The sequence below is a fragment of the Hydrogenophaga pseudoflava genome, assembly GCF_031020795.1.
In the GTDB taxonomy this organism is placed as follows: domain Bacteria; phylum Pseudomonadota; class Gammaproteobacteria; order Burkholderiales; family Burkholderiaceae_C; genus Hydrogenophaga; species Hydrogenophaga pseudoflava_A.
The window spans coordinates 274,978-292,090 of sequence record NZ_JAVHJP010000005.1 but is presented as its reverse complement, the minus strand read 5'-3'; the positions used below and the strand labels follow the sequence as shown (position 1 = coordinate 292,090).

Annotated in this window: 16 protein-coding genes; 11 read left to right on the top strand and 5 right to left on the bottom strand. The window is 69.2% G+C overall.

Going from position 1 to position 17,113, the window contains the following annotated elements:
• The first annotated feature begins 120 nt into the window (after window positions 1-120).
• Both RCO38_RS17730 and RCO38_RS17725 read left to right on the top strand, forming a co-directional pair.
• A complete protein-coding gene (locus RCO38_RS17730; RefSeq protein ID WP_308329677.1) occupies window positions 121-714 on the top strand; it encodes a hemerythrin domain-containing protein in 594 nt (197 codons plus the stop codon).
• Between the two features lie 56 nt (window positions 715-770).
• Window positions 771-1,988 (top strand): YbfB/YjiJ family MFS transporter, encoded by a 1,218-nt coding sequence (locus tag RCO38_RS17725; protein WP_308329676.1) that lies wholly within the window; start codon window positions 771-773, stop codon window positions 1,986-1,988.
• A 3-nt stretch (window positions 1,989-1,991) separates the two neighbouring features.
• Here RCO38_RS17725 and gstA read toward each other — a convergent pair whose 3' ends face one another.
• Window positions 1,992-2,603 carry a glutathione transferase GstA gene (gene gstA / locus RCO38_RS17720; RefSeq protein WP_308329675.1) on the bottom strand — a complete coding sequence of 204 codons (612 nt, stop codon included), beginning with the start codon at window positions 2,601-2,603 and terminating at the stop codon, window positions 1,992-1,994.
• 175 nt (window positions 2,604-2,778) lie between these two features.
• On the opposite strand from gstA, the gene speB reads away from it, so the two are divergent.
• Both speB and RCO38_RS17710 read left to right on the top strand, forming a co-directional pair.
• Entirely contained in the window at window positions 2,779-3,705 is a 927-nt protein-coding gene (gene speB, locus RCO38_RS17715; RefSeq protein ID WP_308329844.1) for an agmatinase, read from the top strand.
• Window positions 3,706-3,707: 2 nt separating this feature from the next.
• Window positions 3,708-5,021, top strand: coding sequence for an NAD(P)/FAD-dependent oxidoreductase (locus tag RCO38_RS17710; protein WP_308329674.1), 1,314 nt, complete (start codon window positions 3,708-3,710; stop codon window positions 5,019-5,021).
• Window positions 5,022-5,030: 9 nt separating this feature from the next.
• Here the strand turns inward: RCO38_RS17710 and RCO38_RS17705 are convergent, their stop codons facing one another.
• Genes RCO38_RS17705 through RCO38_RS17695 form a run of 3 tightly spaced genes read right to left on the bottom strand, consistent with a single transcriptional unit; the run spans window position 5,031 to window position 6,191 of the window.
• A complete protein-coding gene (locus tag RCO38_RS17705) occupies window positions 5,031-5,606 on the bottom strand; it encodes a cytochrome b/b6 domain-containing protein (protein WP_308329673.1) in 576 nt (191 codons plus the stop codon).
• Between the two features lie 22 nt (window positions 5,607-5,628).
• Window positions 5,629-5,910: a PepSY domain-containing protein gene (locus RCO38_RS17700; RefSeq protein WP_308329672.1), complete on the bottom strand. Its 282-nt coding sequence runs from the start codon at window positions 5,908-5,910 to the stop codon at window positions 5,629-5,631.
• Window positions 5,911-5,960: 50 nt separating this feature from the next.
• Window positions 5,961-6,191 carry a hypothetical protein gene (locus RCO38_RS17695; RefSeq protein ID WP_308329671.1) on the bottom strand — a complete coding sequence of 77 codons (231 nt, stop codon included), beginning with the start codon at window positions 6,189-6,191 and terminating at the stop codon, window positions 5,961-5,963.
• Between the two features lie 308 nt (window positions 6,192-6,499).
• Between RCO38_RS17695 and RCO38_RS17690 the strand changes: the two genes are divergently transcribed.
• Window positions 6,500-7,870: a sensor histidine kinase gene (locus RCO38_RS17690; protein ID WP_308329670.1), complete on the top strand. Its 1,371-nt coding sequence runs from the start codon at window positions 6,500-6,502 to the stop codon at window positions 7,868-7,870.
• 10 nt (window positions 7,871-7,880) lie between these two features.
• Entirely contained in the window at window positions 7,881-9,275 is a 1,395-nt protein-coding gene (locus RCO38_RS17685; protein ID WP_308329669.1) for a sigma-54-dependent transcriptional regulator, read from the top strand.
• On the opposite strand, the gene pdxR is transcribed toward RCO38_RS17685, so the two are convergent.
• Window positions 9,265-10,755: a MocR-like pyridoxine biosynthesis transcription factor PdxR gene (gene pdxR, locus RCO38_RS17680; RefSeq protein ID WP_308329668.1), complete on the bottom strand. Its 1,491-nt coding sequence runs from the start codon at window positions 10,753-10,755 to the stop codon at window positions 9,265-9,267. The genes RCO38_RS17685 and pdxR overlap by 11 nt on opposite strands.
• Window positions 10,756-10,867: 112 nt before the next feature.
• Between pdxR and RCO38_RS17675 the strand changes: the two genes are divergently transcribed.
• The 5 genes from RCO38_RS17675 to RCO38_RS17655 all read left to right on the top strand — a co-directional run bounded on the left by RCO38_RS17675 (window position 10,868) and on the right by RCO38_RS17655 (window position 17,093).
• Window positions 10,868-11,668 carry a gamma-glutamyl-gamma-aminobutyrate hydrolase family protein gene (locus tag RCO38_RS17675; protein WP_308329667.1) on the top strand — a complete coding sequence of 267 codons (801 nt, stop codon included), beginning with the start codon at window positions 10,868-10,870 and terminating at the stop codon, window positions 11,666-11,668.
• 53 nt (window positions 11,669-11,721) lie between these two features.
• A complete protein-coding gene (locus RCO38_RS17670; protein ID WP_308329666.1) occupies window positions 11,722-13,095 on the top strand; it encodes a glutamine synthetase family protein in 1,374 nt (457 codons plus the stop codon).
• Between the two features lie 21 nt (window positions 13,096-13,116).
• Window positions 13,117-14,556, top strand: a complete 1,440-nt coding sequence (locus RCO38_RS17665) for an aspartate aminotransferase family protein (RefSeq protein WP_308329665.1) — start codon at window positions 13,117-13,119, stop codon at window positions 14,554-14,556.
• Window positions 14,557-14,709: 153 nt separating this feature from the next.
• Window positions 14,710-15,891, top strand: coding sequence for an extracellular solute-binding protein (locus RCO38_RS17660; protein WP_308329664.1), 1,182 nt, complete (start codon window positions 14,710-14,712; stop codon window positions 15,889-15,891).
• 98 nt (window positions 15,892-15,989) lie between these two features.
• Window positions 15,990-17,093 carry an ABC transporter ATP-binding protein gene (locus RCO38_RS17655; RefSeq protein WP_308329663.1) on the top strand — a complete coding sequence of 368 codons (1,104 nt, stop codon included), beginning with the start codon at window positions 15,990-15,992 and terminating at the stop codon, window positions 17,091-17,093.
• The last annotated feature ends 20 nt before the right edge of the window (window positions 17,094-17,113 follow it).

Below are 17,113 nucleotides of genomic sequence, written 5' to 3'. Positions count from 1 at the left end.
CCGAGGGTGCGTTCCGCGAGGCTTGACATGTGTCAAAGCCTCTGGGGGCCTGCTCCCCCATAGTCGCGGAACCATTCGCCGACCGGACGGTCGGCTTTGCCTTGCCCGGAGACAAACACCATGACCCATGAAGCCCTGCGCGTCATCCGCGAAGAACACGCCACGCTGGCGGCCATGCTGCAGTCGCTGATGCAGCTGGTGCGGCGCGGGCCCGAGGTCAATGGCCTGGACGACTCCAACCGTTTCTTCGATGTGCTGCGCGCGATGCTGTTCTATATCGACGAGTTTCCCGAGCGGCACCACCACCCCAAGGAATCGGACCTGCTGTTTCCCCGCGTGGTCAAGGCCGCGCCGCACACCATGGCCACGATCGACCAGCTGGAGCGCGACCACCTGCGCGGCGAGCCCCGGGTGCGCGAGCTGATGCACATGCTGGTGGCCTGGGAGCTGCTGGGCGATGGGCGCCGCCAGGCATTTGTCGAAGAGGTCACGCGTTACGTCGACTTCTACCTGGAACACATGCGGCTGGAAGAGACCGTGATCCTGCCCGAGGCCGAGCGCCACCTCGGCGAGGCCGACTGGCACGCGCTCAATGCCGCCTTCGCGACCAACCAGGACCCGCTGAACGGCCGCATCCCGCGCGATCCGCAGTTCGACCGCCTGTTCACGCGCATCGTGATGAAGGCACCTGCGCCGGTGGGTTTGGGCAGTTAATTCCGCACGTTCCGCCGCTGGCGCGGGTGGCTGCGCGGGCGCGCCACAATGGGCGCATGCCCGTTTCCTCGCCGCACGACCCCATTCCCTACGGGCGCCTGGCCCTGGCGCTTTCGCTCGGGGCGGCGGTGTCGCTGGGCATCACCCGCTTCGCCTACGGGCTGCTGCTGCCGCCGATGCGGGAAGACCTGGGCTGGAGCTATGCGCTGGCCGGGTCCATGAACACCGCCAACGCCGTGGGCTACCTGCTCGGCGCAATGGCCATGTCCCGGCTGCTGCAACGCATGTCACCCAGCCGGCTGTTCCTGGTCGGGGCCATGCTGGCCACACTGTTCATGGCGGCCAGCGGCTTCTTCACCGATGCAAAGGCGCTGATGCTGCAGCGGCTGCTGGCCGGTGTGGCCAGTGGCCTGGTGTTCAGCACCGGCGGGCTGCTGGCGGCGCGGCTGGGGGCGCGCCAGCCGCAGCGCAGTGGCCTGCTCCTGGGGCTGTACTACGGCGGCACGGGCATTGGCATCGCGCTGTCGGCGCTGGGGGTGCCGCTGGTGCTGGCCCTGTTCGAGGGGCGGCCACACGCCTGGTCCTGGGGCTGGTGGGCGATGGCCGGGCTGTGCGCGGGCGCCACGGCGCTGATGCTCTGGCCGGCCCGGGTGCTGGGCCGGCTGGAGGCCACGCCACCCGTGGCGGTCAGCGGTTCCACTGCGGCGCCGGCCATGCAGCGCCCGTTCCGCTGGCGCGACTTCGCTTTCGGCCTGCTGGGCTACCTGGGCTTCGGCATGGGCTACATCGGTTACATGACCTTCGTGATCGCGCTGCTGCGCGAGCAGGGCGCGAGTGCCACGGCGGTCACGGTGTTCTACGCGCTGCTGGGCCTGGCGGTGATCGCGTCCTCGCGCATCTGGGCCGGCCTGCTGGACCGCCACCGCGACGGCCAGGCGCTGGCGCGGCTGAACGCGCTGCTGGGCGTGGCCGCCATCCTGCCGGCGCTGACCACCGCCTGGCCGCTGCTGCTGGCCTCGGGCCTGCTGTTCGGCGCGGTGTTCCTCTCGGTGGTGGCCAGCACCACGGCCCTGGTGCGGCACAACCTGCCGCCGGCGCAGTGGGCGGCCGGCATCAGCGCCTTCACCGTGACTTTCGCAGCGGGGCAGATCGTCGGCCCCACGGTCGTCGGCTTCATCGCCGACGGCCCCGGGGGCCTGGCGCGCGGCCTCGTGTTCTCGGCCGGCGTGCTGTGGCTGGGCGCACTGCTGGCCTTGCGGCAGCGCGCCCTTTGAGGTTTATTTGGCCAGACCTTCCGCTTTCAGCGCGGCCTGCACCGCCGGGCGGGCCCCCACGCGGGCGCGGTAGGCGTTGAGGTTGGCCAGGCCGCTGATGTCCACGCCCACGAAGGCCGCCCAGTTGGTGACGGTGAACAGGTAGGCGTCGGCCACGCTGAACGCCTCGCCCAGCAGGTACTGTTTGCCGGCCAGTTCGCCGTCGACCCAGGCCAGGCGCTGCGCCAGGCGGTCTTTCGAAATCTGCTTGGCCTCGGCCGGCATGGCGGGGTTGAACAGGGGCGAGAAACCCTTGTGCAGTTCGGTGCCGATGAAGGTCAGCCACTCCATCAGACGGTAGCGGCCCAGGGTGCCGTAGGCCGGGGCCAGGTTCTTCTCAGGCACCTGGTCGGCGATGTACTGGACGATGGCCGGGCCTTCGCGCAGCTTCTCGCCATCGGCCATCACCAGCAGCGGCACGTAGCCCAGCGGGTTGATGGTGTAGTAGTCGGTGCCGTTGGGCAGCTGGTGGGTCTTGGTCGGGGCCGGGATGGCCTCGAAGGGCAGGCCGGACTCGTGCAGCACGATGTGGGGCGAAAGCGAGCAGGCGCCAGGGGAGTAGTAGAGCTTGAGCATGAGGGTCTCCTTGGGGGTGAACGACGAAAGCGGGTGATGCTATCGGGCCGCCGGGTTTTCTGCAGGAGGCGGGCCTGGCCCGACGCCAGGGGAGCCAAGTGGCTCTGTCAAGTGACCAAGATCGAGGTATCTTTCGGGCCACTTGGGCGCTGTTGCCCGCCACTTCCTGCCCGCCATGGCCACCGGTCAATTCGCTTTCGCCCTCAACACCAACCGTTTCCTCGCCTGCGCGCCGCTGGCCGACCAGCCCTTTGCGATGTCGGGCGTGCCTTACGACGGCGTGGTGACCAACCGGCCCGGCGCACGCTTCGGTCCGCAGGCGATCCGCGCCGCCAGCCTGATGCTGTGCGACGGCATCCACCCGGTCTTCGACGTCTCGCCGCTGGACCTGCTGGGCGACGCGCTGGACATGCGCCTGCCCAACGCCTCGCCGCTGCCCGAGGTGCGCGCGCACATCGAGCGGCAGGCGGCCGAGCTGATGGCGCGGCACCACTGCGTGTTCCTCGGCGGCGACCACTCGGTCACGCTGTCGCTGCTGCGCGCGGCGAAAGCGCGCCACGGCGAGGCCCTGGCCTGCGTGCATTTCGACGCCCATTGCGACACCTGGACCGACCACTTCGGCGAGCCCTCGGGCCACGGCACCTGGACCTACGAAGCGATCCAGGAGGGCCTGATCAGCGCCGAGCACACGGTGCAGATCGGCATCCGGTCGCCCGGCGTGCGCGCCGCGCGCGAGTACGTGGCCGACCAGGGCGGGCAGATCTTCACCGCGCGCGCGCTGCGCGGTCTGGACGGCGCGGCGCTGGGCCCTGTGCTGGCGGCGATCCGTGAGCGCATCGGCCACCGGCCCTGTTACCTCACGCTGGACATCGACGTGCTGGACCCGGCGTTTGCGCCCGGCACCGGCACGCCCGAGCCCGGTGGCCTGACCAGCGCCCAGGTGCTCACCTTCATCGAAGAGCTGGCGGGGCTGAACTGGGTGGGCATGGACTGCGTCGAGGTGGCGCCGGCCTACGACCACGCCGAGCTCACCACCAACGCCGCCGCCACCTTCGTCTGGGCCTACCTCTGCGGCCAGGTCGCCAAGCGCACGAGGGCCTGAGCATGTTCACCCGCTCGCTCACCGGCTCGGACACCCAGCTCAACCAGAAGAGCTACTACGAGGCCAGCGTGGTCCGGCCGCTGGCATGCGCGCCGCTGGATGGCGCGGTCGAGGCCGACGTGGTGGTGGTGGGTGGCGGGTTTGCCGGGCTGTCGGCGGCGCTGGAGCTGCGGCTGAAGGGGCTGAGCGTGGTGCTGCTGGAGGCCGACCGCATCGGTTCGGGTGCCAGCGGCCGCAACGGGGGCCAGGCCATCGTCGGCTATGCCAGCGGTCAGGGGCCGTTCGAGGCGCAATTGGGTGCGGCCGACGCGCAGCGCGCCTGGGACCTCTCGGTGGAGGCGGTGCACCTGATCGAGCAGCGCATCGCCGCGCACGGCATTGATTGCGACTGGCGGCGCGGCTACACCTACGTGGCCGATTCGCCGAAGAAGGCGCGGGCGCTGCGCGAGGAGTTCGAGGACCACAGCACGCGCGGCATCGCCTGCGACTGGGCCGAGGGCGGCGACGTGGCGCGCTTCATCCGCAGCCCGCGCTACGTGGCCGCGTTCCGCGAACACACCTCGGGCCACCTGCACCCGCTGAAGTACGCGCTGGGCCTGGCGCAGGCCGCGCAGTCGGCGGGGGTGCGCATCCACGAGCACTCGCCGGTGACCGGGCTGGACCGTGGCCGCCGACTGGTGGCTCGCACCTCGAAGGGCCAGGTGACCGCGCGCTTCGGCGTGCTGGCGGGCAACTGCATGCTGCCCGAGGTCGGCCCGCGCGTGGCGCCCGAGATCGCGCCGCGCATCATGCCGGTGGGCACCTACATCGTCGGCACCGCGCCGCTGGAACCTGCGCTGTGCGAGCGCCTGATCCCCGGCCTGGCGGCGGTGTGCGACAACAACTTCGTGCTCGATTACTTTCGCTTCAGCGCCGACCACCGCATGCTGTTCGGCGGCCGGGTGAGCTACACCACCATGACGCCGCCCGACCTGCAGGGCGTGATGGCGCGGCGCATGGGCGCGGTGTTCCCCGAGCTCAGGGACGTGCCCGTGGAGTTCGTCTGGGGTGGCTTCGTCGACATCAGCATGAACCGCGCGCCCGACTTCGGGCGGCTGGGCGACAACCTCTACTACCTGCAGGGCTTCAGCGGCCACGGCGTGGCGCTGACCGGGCTGGCCGGGCAGATGGTGGCCGAGGCGGTGGCGGGGCAGGCCGGGCGCTTCGACCTGTTCGCTCGCCTGCGGCACCACGCGTTTCCCGGCGGCCCGCTGCTGCGCACGCCCACGCTGGCGCTGGGCATGCTGTGGCACCGGATGAAGGATGTGATCGGCTGAGCGCCGGCCTCAGGGCCAGGCGCGTTCGGCCGCGGAACCGTCGTCCGCTTTCGGTGGCGCGTTCTTCTCGCCGGTGACCATGGCCTTGAACATGTTCTCGCGGTGGCGGATGCTCTCGTAGAGGTTGGCAGCGACATGCACGATCACCGCGATCACAGTGACGTCGACCGTGGTCACGTGCAGCGTCTCGACCAGCTCGCTGCCCCAGAAAGCGTCGGTGGTGAGCAGGTGACCGGTGACCCCGATCACCACCACGGCCGCCAGCAGGTACAGGATCATCACCGCGCCGGCCGGGTTGTGACCCAGGTGGCGCGGCTCGCGACCGCGTATCAGCTGGCCCAGGTAGGTCCGCAGGCGCCCAGGCGTGGGCACGAAGCCCGCAAAGCGCGCGTGCGGGCCGGGCGCGATGAAGCCCCAGACGCAGCGCGCTGCGACCAGGGACAGGGCGAGGTAGCCGGCACCCTTGTGCACCAGGCCGATGTGCTCGGTGACGAAATAGGCGGTGGCGAAGGACGCCACCAGCGACCAGTGGAAGACCCGCACGAAGCGGTCCCAGACGCGCACGCGGGTCGGGTGGGCGGCCATGGAGCGTCCTCGCGCCGCGGGCTCAGTTGCGCACGTTTTCTTCGACGATGGCGCCGGTGATCGGGTGGAAGTACACCTCGACCTTGCGGCCCTGCTTGTCGGTGCCGTAGATCTCCCAGCATTTGCCCTTGGAGACGTGCAGCTTCTTCACGTCGTCCTTGTAGCCCTGGGCCTGGAAGCGCTGGCTCATCTCGGCTTCGCTGAGCCATTTGCTCTGGGGTTCGTCGGTGCAGGTCGGGCCGGCAACTGCAGCGCCGGCGGCCGCCAGCAGAAGCATGGAGAACAGGGGGGTGCGCAGGCGCATGAAAACTCCCGAAAAGTGAGGTTGGAAAAGAGGCCGGCGGCCGGATGGCGTCAGCCGGTGCCGCCGATGCCGTACCAGCGCAGCGGCACATCGCGCACGTGCACGCAGGGCGCGAGGACCGGCGCGACCGGCCGGTCTCCGCCGCGTGCGCCAGGGGCGCCCGGGTAGCGGCGGAGGGTGGCGGCGTCCGGGGTCTTGCGGGCCGGCACGTTCGGCCGGAAGGCCGGTGCCCGCGCGGGCACGCCGTTCTGGAGCCGGGTCGTGTTCAGGGGCCGTGCCATGGTGGGTGTGCGGGGTGCTGGTGGGTGGTGCGGGTGGCGGACGGAACGGGTTTTGCAATCGTTGTGCCATCCCGGCTCCCGCCCACCATCCCCCGGCCGAAGCGCCCCAGACCCATGAATCTGAACAAGTTTTTTCCTGCCAGGCGGCTGCGCCCCACGCGCCAGGGGTGCGGCGGGGGTGGGGCAAATGCCCCGATTCTTGGGGGGATCCGGGGGATTTGCCCCGCTGGCCGGGGTGGCCGGCCGGGGCCCGCAGCCTGCCTAGAATGGCTGGGCGCCGCTGTTGGCGCCGCCCCTGGGTGACCGCCGTGCCGCATTTCTCCGTCCGCTCGCTGTTCGCGCGGCCTCCGCTGTTCTGGACCCGGCGCTTTGCCGCGATCAGCCTGCTGTGCGTGGTGGCCAGTGCGCTCACCAGTGCGACCCTGCTGTCCAAGTACGTGGCCGAACGCATGATCCGCCACAACGCCGAGCTGGCGCGCGACTTCGTGGGCAGCCTGATGCGCATGCACCGGGGCGACCAGTTCTTTCTCAACCGCCAGGACACCCGCGGCATGGAGTCGCTGTTTGTCGAGCTTTCGCGCATGCCGGGCCTGGGCCACGCCAACGTGTTCGACACCGGGCGGCGCGTGGTCTGGTCGACCGCGACCGACGCCATCGGCCGCGACGCTGGCGCCAACCACGAACTGGACGCGGCCCTGACCGGCCGGCTGGAGGTCGAGAGCGAGCTGCTGGAGACGGCGTCCTTCATCAAGCCCGAGCACGCTTTCCTGCGCAACGACGCGCGCGATGCGGTGGAGGTCTACATCCCGGTGTTCGACAGCGGCTCGAAGGTGGTGGGCGTGATCGAGCTGTACATGCTGCCCGAGGGCCTGCTCAACGACGTGCACGAGATGACGCGCTTCGTCTGGATCGCCTGCGTGCTCAGCGGTCTGCTGACCTACCTGGCGCTGGTCTGGCTGGTGATGCAGGCCGACCGCCAGATCGCGCGGCAGCAGCGCACCATCGTCGCGAACGAGTCGCTGGCCGCGGTCGGTGACATGGCCTCGGCGGTGGCGCACGGCCTGCGCAACCCGCTGGGCGCCATCCGCTCCAGTGCCGAGCTGATCGCCATGGGCCCCGAGCGCGAGATGGCGGGCGACATCATGTCCGAGGTCGACCGCCTGCAGGGCTGGATCGCCAGGCTGCTGGCCTATGCGCAGCAGGGCGGCCGGGCGCTGGGTCCGGTGCGGCTGGACGAACTGCTCAACCACCTGGTGAGCCAGCATGCGGCGCGCATGGACCGCCAGGGCGTGGCGGTTCATTGCGACTGGCCGGCGCAGCTGCCCCAGGCGCAGGCCGACGCGCCCGCGCTGGAGCAGGCCCTGGACAACCTGATCGCCAACGCGCTGGACGCCATGCCCCAGGGCGGCGAACTGCGGCTGTCGGTGGAACCCCGGGGACGGGGCCTGCGCGTGACCGTGGCCGACACCGGCGTGGGCATTTCTCCCGAAGACCTGGAGCGCGTGTTCACGCCGTTCCACACCACCAAGCGCACCGGCCTGGGCGTGGGCCTGCCGCTGGCACGCCGCAGCATCGAGCGCCTGGGCGGCAGCCTGCGGCTGGAGAGTGCGCCGGGCACCGGCACGCGCGCGCTGCTGGACCTGCCGCTGAACCCGCCGCCATCTTCCGACCGCCCATGAGACACCCCCGATGAGCTACAGCGTTCTGATCGTCGAAGACGAGCCGGTGCTGGCCCGCAACATGCTCCTGTACCTGGAGCGCCACGGCATCGCCTGCCAGACCGCCTCGAGCGGAGAGGAGGGGCTGGCGCTGCTGGACGAGGCCCGGCCCGACGCCGTGGTGCTGGACCACAACCTGCCGGGCCAGGACGGCCTCTCGGTGCTGCGGCGCATGCGCGAGCGCGAGCCGCAGCTGCCGGTGGTGATGGCCACGGGACACGGCAGCGAGCAGGTGGCGGTGGAGGCCATGAAGGCCGGTGCCTTCGACTACCTGATCAAGCCGGTGTCGCTGCACCAACTCAAGCAGGTGCTGGACCGCGCGGTGCAGCAGCAGCGCCAGGCCCTGGAGCTGCAACACCTGCGCACCGGAGGTGGCACGGCCGGTGCCCCGGCGACACAGGGCCTGGCGGCGCTGCTGGGCGAGTCGCCCGCGATGCGCCAGCTGCGCACGCGCCTGCGCCAGTTGGTGGAGGCGGAGCAGCGCCTCAGCGAAGGCCGCTCGCCCGCGGTGCTGATCGGCGGCGAGACCGGCACCGGCAAGGAGCTGGTGGCTCGCGCCCTGCACTTCGAGGGGCCGCGCCGCAACGGTCCGTTCGTGGAGATCAACTGCGCCAGTCTGCCGGCGGCGCTGGTGGAGAGCGAACTGTTCGGCCACGAGCGCGGCGCCTTCACCGACGCGCGCGAGCGCCGCATCGGCCTGGTGGAAGCGGCCCATGGCGGCACGCTGTTCCTGGACGAGGTGGGCGAGCTGGAGCTGGCCACCCAGGCCAAGCTGCTCAAGCTGCTGGAAGACCACCAGTTCCGCCGCCTGGGCAGTGTGCGCGAGCAGCAGGTGGACGTGCGCGTGCTGGCGGCGACCAACCGGCCGCTGGAGGCCATGGTGCAGGCCGGGCAGTTCCGCGGCGACCTGTTCTACCGCCTGGGCATGCTGCGCATCGAGCTGCCGCCCCTGCGCGAACGCGATGGCGACGTGCTGCTGCTGGCCCGCAGTTTCCTGGAGCGTGCGGCGCGGCGCTACGGCAAGGGTGCGCTGCGCTTCTCGGACGAGGCGCTGGAGCGCTTGGCGCAGCACCGCTGGCCCGGCAATGTGCGCGAGCTGGGCAACCTGGTGGAGCAGTGCGTGATCCTGGCCAGCGGCGCGGTGATCGAGGCCGAGGAGCTGCCGCTGCCGGTGATGCCGGCGGCCGGACCCGGGCTGCCGGTGGTGCTGGAGGAGCAGCCGGCCAGCCTGCCGGAGACCGAGCGGCGCCTGCTGCTGAGTGCGCTGGAGCGCAACCGCTGGAACGTGACCCAGGCCGCGCGGGCGCTGGGCATCTCGCGCGACACCCTGCGCTACCGCATCGACAAGTTCGGGCTCAGGCCTTGAGCGCCTGCTGCACCGCGGCGGCCAGCAGCGGCCCGCCGCGCGCGATGCCCGACAGCGGCGCGTAGCCGTAGCCGATCACCAGGCCCTTGAGGTCCTGGCGCGCCAGGCAGTAGGCCGAGAGCGGCCGCACCGTCAGGCCCTGCTGAGCGATGCGCTGCGCCAGCGCGCGGTCGTCGGTCTGCGCGGGCAGCCGCAGGCACAGGTGCAGGCCCTGCTCGGCGCCGCTGATGAACGGGCCTTCCTGGCCTGCGGGGGCCAGCACCGGCTTGAGGGCCTCCAGCAGGCACTGCCGGCGCTCGCCATAGCTCTGGCGCGCGCGGCGCAGCGCGCTGCTGAAGTGGCCCATTTCCATGAACTCGGCCAGCGCGGCCTGCAGCGGCATCTGGCCCGGCCGGTTGAGGTCGTAGTGGGCCTGGCGGAACGCGGCCACCAGCGGCTTGGGCACCACGAGATAGCCCAGCTTGATGCCGGGGTAGAGCACCTTGGAGAAGGTGCCCATGTAGAGCACGCGGCCGTCGCTGTCCAGGCCTTCGAGGCTGGAGATCGGCGGGCCGGAAAAGCGGTATTCGCTGTCGTAGTCGTCTTCGAGCACCCAGGCGTTGTGGGCGCGCGCGGTGGACAGCAGCTGGTGGCGCCGCGGCAGGCTCATCACCGCGCCGCTGGGGTACTGGTGCGAGGGCGTGAGGTAGATCAGGCGCGGCGGCCTGCGGTCGTCCCCCTCGGTGGGCCGGATGCCCTCGTCGTCCACCGGCACCGGGTGCAGGTCCAGGCCGGTGGCCATGAAGGCCTTGACCGCGCCCCAGTAGGCCGGGTCTTCCACCCAGACGGTGTCGCCGTGGTCGGCCAGCAGGCGGGCGCAGAGTTCGAGCGACTGCTGGGTGCCGGTGGTGACGATCACCTGGTCGGCGTCCAGCTGCACGCTGCGGAATACCCGAAGGTAGTCGGCGATGGCGCGGCGCAGCGGCGCGTAGCCGCCCGAGCTGTTGTAGTCCAGCATGTCCGGGTAGGTCATGCGCCAGTGCTTGTTCTGCAGCCGCTGCCAGAGCGTGAGCGGGAAGGCGTTGAAGTCGGCGATGCCGGGCGTGAAGGGCTGGACCTCCAGCTCGGTGGCACAGAAGCGGGTGGCCAGGGCCTCGCCGCGCGCCGACATGCGGGGGGTGGCGGCGGGCGGGCGGGCCCCGTTGGGGCCGGGGTGGCGGCCGGGCGCGGCGCGCGGCACGCTGTCGTTCACATAGGTGCCGCTGCCGACCCGGCTGAGCAGGTAGCCCTCGACCGAGAGCTGGTTGATGGCGGCCACCACGGTGTTGCGCGAGAGGTCCAGGTCCTGCGCCAGGTCGCGGCTGGAGGGCAGGCGCTCGCCCGGCCCGAGCTTGCCGTCGAGCATGGCGCGCCGCAGCGCCTCGTAGAGCTGGCGGTGCAGGGGCAGCGCGTCCTGCGCGCCCAGGCGGTGCATTTCGGCGAGGAGGAATTCGGACAGCATGCGGGGGGGCGGCGGGCCATGACGACCGTCAAATGGCACCATCTTGTTTTAACAAATGGCCCCGATTGTGATCCAATTGCCTCGCCACAATCAAGTCTGGAGCTTCAAAGCCATGAATTCTTCACCTTGCATGGTCTGGCTGCCGGCCGACCACCGCCTCATGGGCGATCACGGCCACCAGATGCCCTTCCTGCTGCTCGGCGACAAGTACGCCCGGGCCGTCAAGGTGGGGGCCGAGTGCCAGCCGGTCATGTTCCCGCTGGCCGATGCCGGGCAGATTCCCGAGCTGTTGCCGATGGTCGACGGCGTGATGCTGACCGGCTCGCCGTCCAATGTGCACCCCTCTCATTTCGACGAGGACGTGGCCGACCCGAGCCTGCCGCTGGACCCGGTGCGCGACTCGCTCACGCTGGCGCTGATCAAGGCCTGTGTGCACGAGGGCGTGCCGCTGCTGGGCATCTGCCGCGGCTTCCAGGAGATCAACGTGGCCTTGGGCGGCACCCTGTACCAGCGGGTGCACGAGGTGCCGGGCCGCGCGGACCACCGCGAGTCCAAGACCGCGCCGTTCGAGGTGCAGTACGCGCCCAGCCATCCGATCCGGCTGGTGCCGGGCAGCGTGTTCGAGACCTGGGCCGGCGGTCCGGAGGTGATGGTCAACTCGCTGCATGGCCAGGGCATCAACAAGCTCGCGCCCGGACTGGACGCACTGGCCCACGCGCCCGACGGCCAGGTCGAGGCGGTGGCGGTGCAGGGTGCCCGCACCTTTGCCTACGCGGTGCAGTTCCACCCCGAATGGCGCTGCTGGGAGAACCCCTTCTACACCGCCATCTTCCAGGCCTTCGGCAAGGCCTGCCGGCAGCGGCGCAGCCTGCGGCTGCAGGCCGCCGACCTGGCGCGGCACACCCCGGCCTGAGCCGTCCCGAGACGGTCCGGCCCGACAGAATCGACACAACGAGACAGCAGCTTATGAACCAGCCGATCACCAGTCCCCAGACCTTCAACGACCTGGAACAGTGGCTCAACCAGCACCGCGTGACCGAGGTCGAGTGCCTCGTGCCCGACCTGACCGGCGTGGCCCGCGGCAAGATCCTGCCGCGCGAGAAGTTCACCGAAGACCGCGGCATGCGCCTGCCGCAGGGCATCGTGGCCATGGGTGTGACGGGCGAGTTCCCGGCCAGCGGTCCCTACTACGACGTGATCGAGCCGACCGACCGCGACATGCAGCTGCGGCCCGACCCGGCCACGGTGCGCATCGTGCCCTGGGCCACCGACCCCACCGCGCAGGTGATCCACGACTGCTTCGACCACACCGGCAAGCTGGTGCCGTTTGCGCCCCGCTCGGTGCTGCGCCACATCTGCGACCTCTACGCCGCCGAAGGCTGGGACCCGGTGCTCGCACCCGAGCTGGAGTTCTACCTGACCGCGCGCAACACCGACCCCAACACCCTGCTGCGCCCGCCGGTGGGCCGCAGCGGCCGCGCCGAGACCTCGCGCCAGGCCTATTCCATCGACGCGGTGAACGAGTTCGATCCGCTGTTTGAGGAGATCTACGACTACTGCGACAAGATGCAGCTGAACGTGGACACCCTGATCCACGAGATCGGCGCCGGCCAGATGGAGATCAACTTCTTCCACGCCCACCCGCTGGGCCTGGCCGACGAGGTGTTCTTCTTCAAGCGCACCGTGCGCGAGGCCGCGCTGCGCCACGACATGTACGCCACCTTCATGGCCAAGCCCATCGCGGGCGAGCCGGGCAGCGCCATGCACATCCACCAGAGCGTGGTGGACAAGCACACGGGCCGCAACATCTTCAGCAAGGAGGACGGCAGCGCTTCCGACGCCTTCCACCACTACATCGGCGGCCTGCAGCGCTACATCCCGGCCGCGATGGCGCTGGTGGCGCCCTACGTGAACAGCTACCGGCGCCTCTCTCGGCACACGGCCGCGCCGATCAACATCGAGTGGGGCCACGACAACCGCACGGTGGGCATCCGCTCGCCGATCTCCAGCCCGCAGGCGCGGCGCGTGGAGAACCGCGTGATCGGCGCCGACGCCAACCCCTACGTGGCGATGGCGATGACCCTGGCCTGCGGCTACCTGGGCATGAAGAACCAGATCAAGCCCAAGCCCGAGATGAAGGGCGATGCCTACCTCTCGCCCTACGCGCTGCCGCGCAGCCTGGGCGAGGCGCTGGACTGGCTGCGCCGCGAGACCGACCTGCACGAGGTGCTGGGCAAAGAGTTTGTGACCATCTACACCGAAATCAAGGAACTGGAGTTCGAGGAGTTCATGAAGGTGATTTCTCCCTGGGAACGCGAGCACCTCCTCCTGCATGTCTGAACTGTTGATAAGCGAAACGCCATGAACACCTCCACCCTCATCGCCCCGCCCGCCCTGGTCCGCCGCGCCGAGCAGCAGGACACCAAGGCCATCCAGGCGCTGGACAGCGCGCACTACATCCACCCCTTCACCGACCATGGGGACCTGGCCACGCGCGGTGCGCGCGTGATGACCCACGCCGACAACATCTACGTCTGGGATTCCGAGGGCAAGAAGGTGCTCGACGGCATGAGCGGCCTGTGGTGCGTCAACGCCGGCTACGGCCGCAAGGAGCTGGCGGACGCGGCCTATCAGCAGATGATGACGCTGCCCTTCTACAACAGCTTCTTCCAGACCACCAACGTGCCGGCGGTGCAACTGGCGGCCAAGCTGGCGGCGCTGGCGCCGACAGTGGGTGACCGTTCATTCAAGCACGTGTTCTTCAGCAGCAGCGGCAGCGAGAGCAACGACACCAATGTGCGCATGGCGCGCCGCTACTGGGACCTGATGGGCCAGCCGCAGCGCAAGGTCATCATCAGCCGGAACAACGCCTACCACGGCAGCACCATGGCCGGCGCCTCGCTGGGCGGCATGGGCGGCATGCACGCGCAGGGCGACCTGCCCATCCCCAACATCACCCACATCGAGCAGCCGCACTACTGGGAGAACGCACGCGCCGGCGAAACCCCGGCCGAGTTCGGTGTGCGCGCCGCGCGCTGGCTGGAGGAGAAGATCCTGGCCATCGGCCCGGACAAGGTGGCGGCCTTCATCGGCGAGCCGGTGCAGGGCGCCGGCGGCGTGATCATCCCGCCGGCCACCTACTGGCCCGAGATCCAGCGCATCGTCGACAAGTACGGCATCCTGCTGATCGCCGACGAAGTGATCTGCGCCTTCGGCCGCCTGGGCCACTGGTTCGCCTACGAAAAGTTCGGCATCAAGCCCGACCTGGTGACCTTCGCCAAAGGCGTGACCAGCGGCTACATCCCACTGGGCGGCGTGATGGTGGGCAACCGCGTGGCCGATGTGCTGATCGCCAAGGGCGGCGAGTTCAACCACGGCTACACCTACAGCGGCCACCCGGTGGCCTGCGCGGTGGCGCTGGCCAACCTGGAGCTGATGGAGCGCGAGGGCCTGGTGGACCGGGTGAAGAACGACACCGGCCCCTACCTGGCCCAGCGCTTCGCCGAGCTCAAGGACCACCCGCTGGTGGGCGAGGCCGAGACCTGCGGCTTCGTGGCCGGGCTGGTGCTGGTCAAGGACAAGATCCGGCGCACCATGTTCGACCCCGACCTGGCGGTGGGCATGGTCTGCCGTGGCCACTGCTTCCGCAACGGCCTGATCATGCGCGCCGTGGGCGACCGCATGATCATCGCGCCGCCGCTGGTCATGACCCGCGCCCAGATCGACGAGATGATGGGCCTGATCCGCCGGTGTCTGGATGCGACGCTGGACGATTTGCGCTCGCAGGGACTGCTGGGCTGACCGGGCTCATGCGTTTGTTTGTTACAGTAAAAGACGCCCCAGATTGGGGATAAAGTTGGTCTGCTATTTGCTTGCGGAGCGCAAGCTTTGAAGCAGGGTGTCTGTACATCAATCGTCGGGATTTTTCCCCTCAAACCTGGAGCGTTCCTCACCATGAAGAAACAAGTCCTGGCCCTGGCCATTTCCGCCATCCTGCTGGCGGCGTGCGGCAAGAAAGAAGAAGCGCCTGCGGCCCCGGCCGCCCCGGTCGCGGCAGCCCCGGCCCCCGCCGCTGAGCCGGCCAAACCCGCCGGCCCGGTGTTCGACGACGAGAAGGTCCTGAACATCTACAACTGGCCCGACTACATCCCCGAAGGCATGATCGCCACCTTCGAGAAGGAAACCGGCATCAAGGTCAACTACGACACCTTCGAGACCAACGAAGCCCTGCACGCCAAGCTGGTCGCCGGCAACACCGGCTACGACATCGTCGTGCCCGGCACCGTGTTCGCCAAGGGCCAGATCGAAGGCGGCCTGCTGCAGCCCCTGAAGAAGGAGCAGATCCCCAACCTGGCCAACATGGACCCCGCCATCATGTCCGTGCTGACCAAGGCCGACCCGGACAACAAGCACCTGGTGCCCTGGGCCTGGGGCTTCACCACCGTGGGCATCAACAAGACCAAGGCCGAGAAGGCGCTGGGCGGCATGGCCATGCCCGAGAACGCCTGGGACCTGGTCTTCAAGCCTGAGTACACCAGCAAGCTCAAGTCCTGCGGCATCGCCTACCTGGATTCGCCGACCGAAATCCTGCCGGTGGCGCTGCACTACATCGGCAAGGACGCCTACTCGAACGACCCGGCCGACTACAAGCTGGCGACGGAGATGCTGGCCAAGGTCCGCAAGGACGTGCGCCTGTTCAGCTCGACCATGATCGACGACATCGCCGGCGGCAAGGCCTGCGTGGCGATCGGCTGGTCTGGCGACATCAACCAGGCCGCCGCCCGCGCCAAGGAGAACGGCTCCAAGGACGTCATCGAAGCCCTGCTGCCCAGCACCGGCGCGCTGATCTTCTTTGACACCATGGCCGTGACCAAGGACGCCAAGCACCCGAACAACGCCGCCGCGTTCATCGACTTCTACCTGCGCCCTGAAAACGCCGCCGCCATGGCCAACGACATGGGCTACCCCACCGGCAACAAGGCGGGCATGGACAAGGTCAACCCCGAGATCGCCGGCAACAAGACCATCTTTGTGGAGTCCGACTACTTCGGCAAGATGATCCCGCCCAGCAGCTTCACCAACGAGGCGCGCGAGGCGATGTCCAACGCTTACAACAGCTTCAAGAAGGGCAAGTAAGCGCCACCGGCACCCAGGCATGGCCTGACACGGGCTGTTCGTACCCTGCGTATGAACAGCCCTTTCTGTTTCCGAATCACCAACAACGAGGGGTCACCATGGCAGCAGCCGGCACGCAAGAGGGCTATCTGGTCACGGAAAAACTGGTCAAGCGCTTCGACGAGGCGGTGGCCGTCGACGAGGTCTCGCTCTCCATCGGCAAGGGCGAGATCTTCGCCCTGCTGGGCAGCTCGGGCTGTGGCAAGTCGACGTTGCTGCGCATGCTGGCCGGTTTCGAGACCCCGACCAAGGGCCGCATCCTGCTCGGTGGCCAGGACGTGGCCAACATGCCGCCCTACGAACGGCCGGTGAACATGATGTTCCAGAGCTATGCGCTGTTCCCGCACCTGAACATCTGGGACAACGTGGCCTTCGGCCTCAAGCGCGAGGGCCTGCCCAAGGACGAGGTCGCCAAGCGCACCGACGAGATGCTGGCCCTGGTGCAGCTCACGCCGTACGCCAAGCGCAAGCCGCACCAGCTCTCGGGCGGGCAGCAGCAGCGCGTGGCGCTGGCGCGCAGCCTGGCCAAGAAGCCCAAGCTGCTGCTGCTGGACGAGCCGCTGGGCGCGCTGGACAAGAAGCTGCGCGAGCAGACGCAGTTCGAGCTGGTCAACATCATCGAGAAGGTCGGTGTGACCGTGGTGATGGTGACGCACGACCAGGAAGAGGCCATGACCATGGCCAGCCGCATTGCCATCATGAGCAAGGGCCGCGTGCTGCAGGTGGGCACGCCGCAGCAGATCTACGAATACCCGGGCAACCGCTTCGTCGCCGACTTCATCGGCAACGTCAACCTGTTCGAGGGCAAGCTGACGCTGGACGAGACCGACCGCTGCGCGGTGGGCACGGCGATCGGCGAGGTGCACGTGGGTCACGGCATCAGCGGCTCCATCGACATGCCGGTGGCGGTGGCGGTGCGGCCCGAGAAGATCGAGATCGGCAAGGAGCGGCCGGCCCACATCACGCGCAACCTCTTCGCCGGGCGCGTCAAGGAGATCGGCTACTTCGGTTCCTACAACACCTACATCGTGGTCACGCCGCAGGGCACCAAGGTGAAGATCACCGAGCCCAACGGCTCGCGCCACGAGCTGCTGGACATCACCTGGGAGGACGACGTGTTCTTCTGGTGGGACGACCTCGACGCCGTGGTTCTGCGCGACTGAACCTGAACCAGGAGCACCAC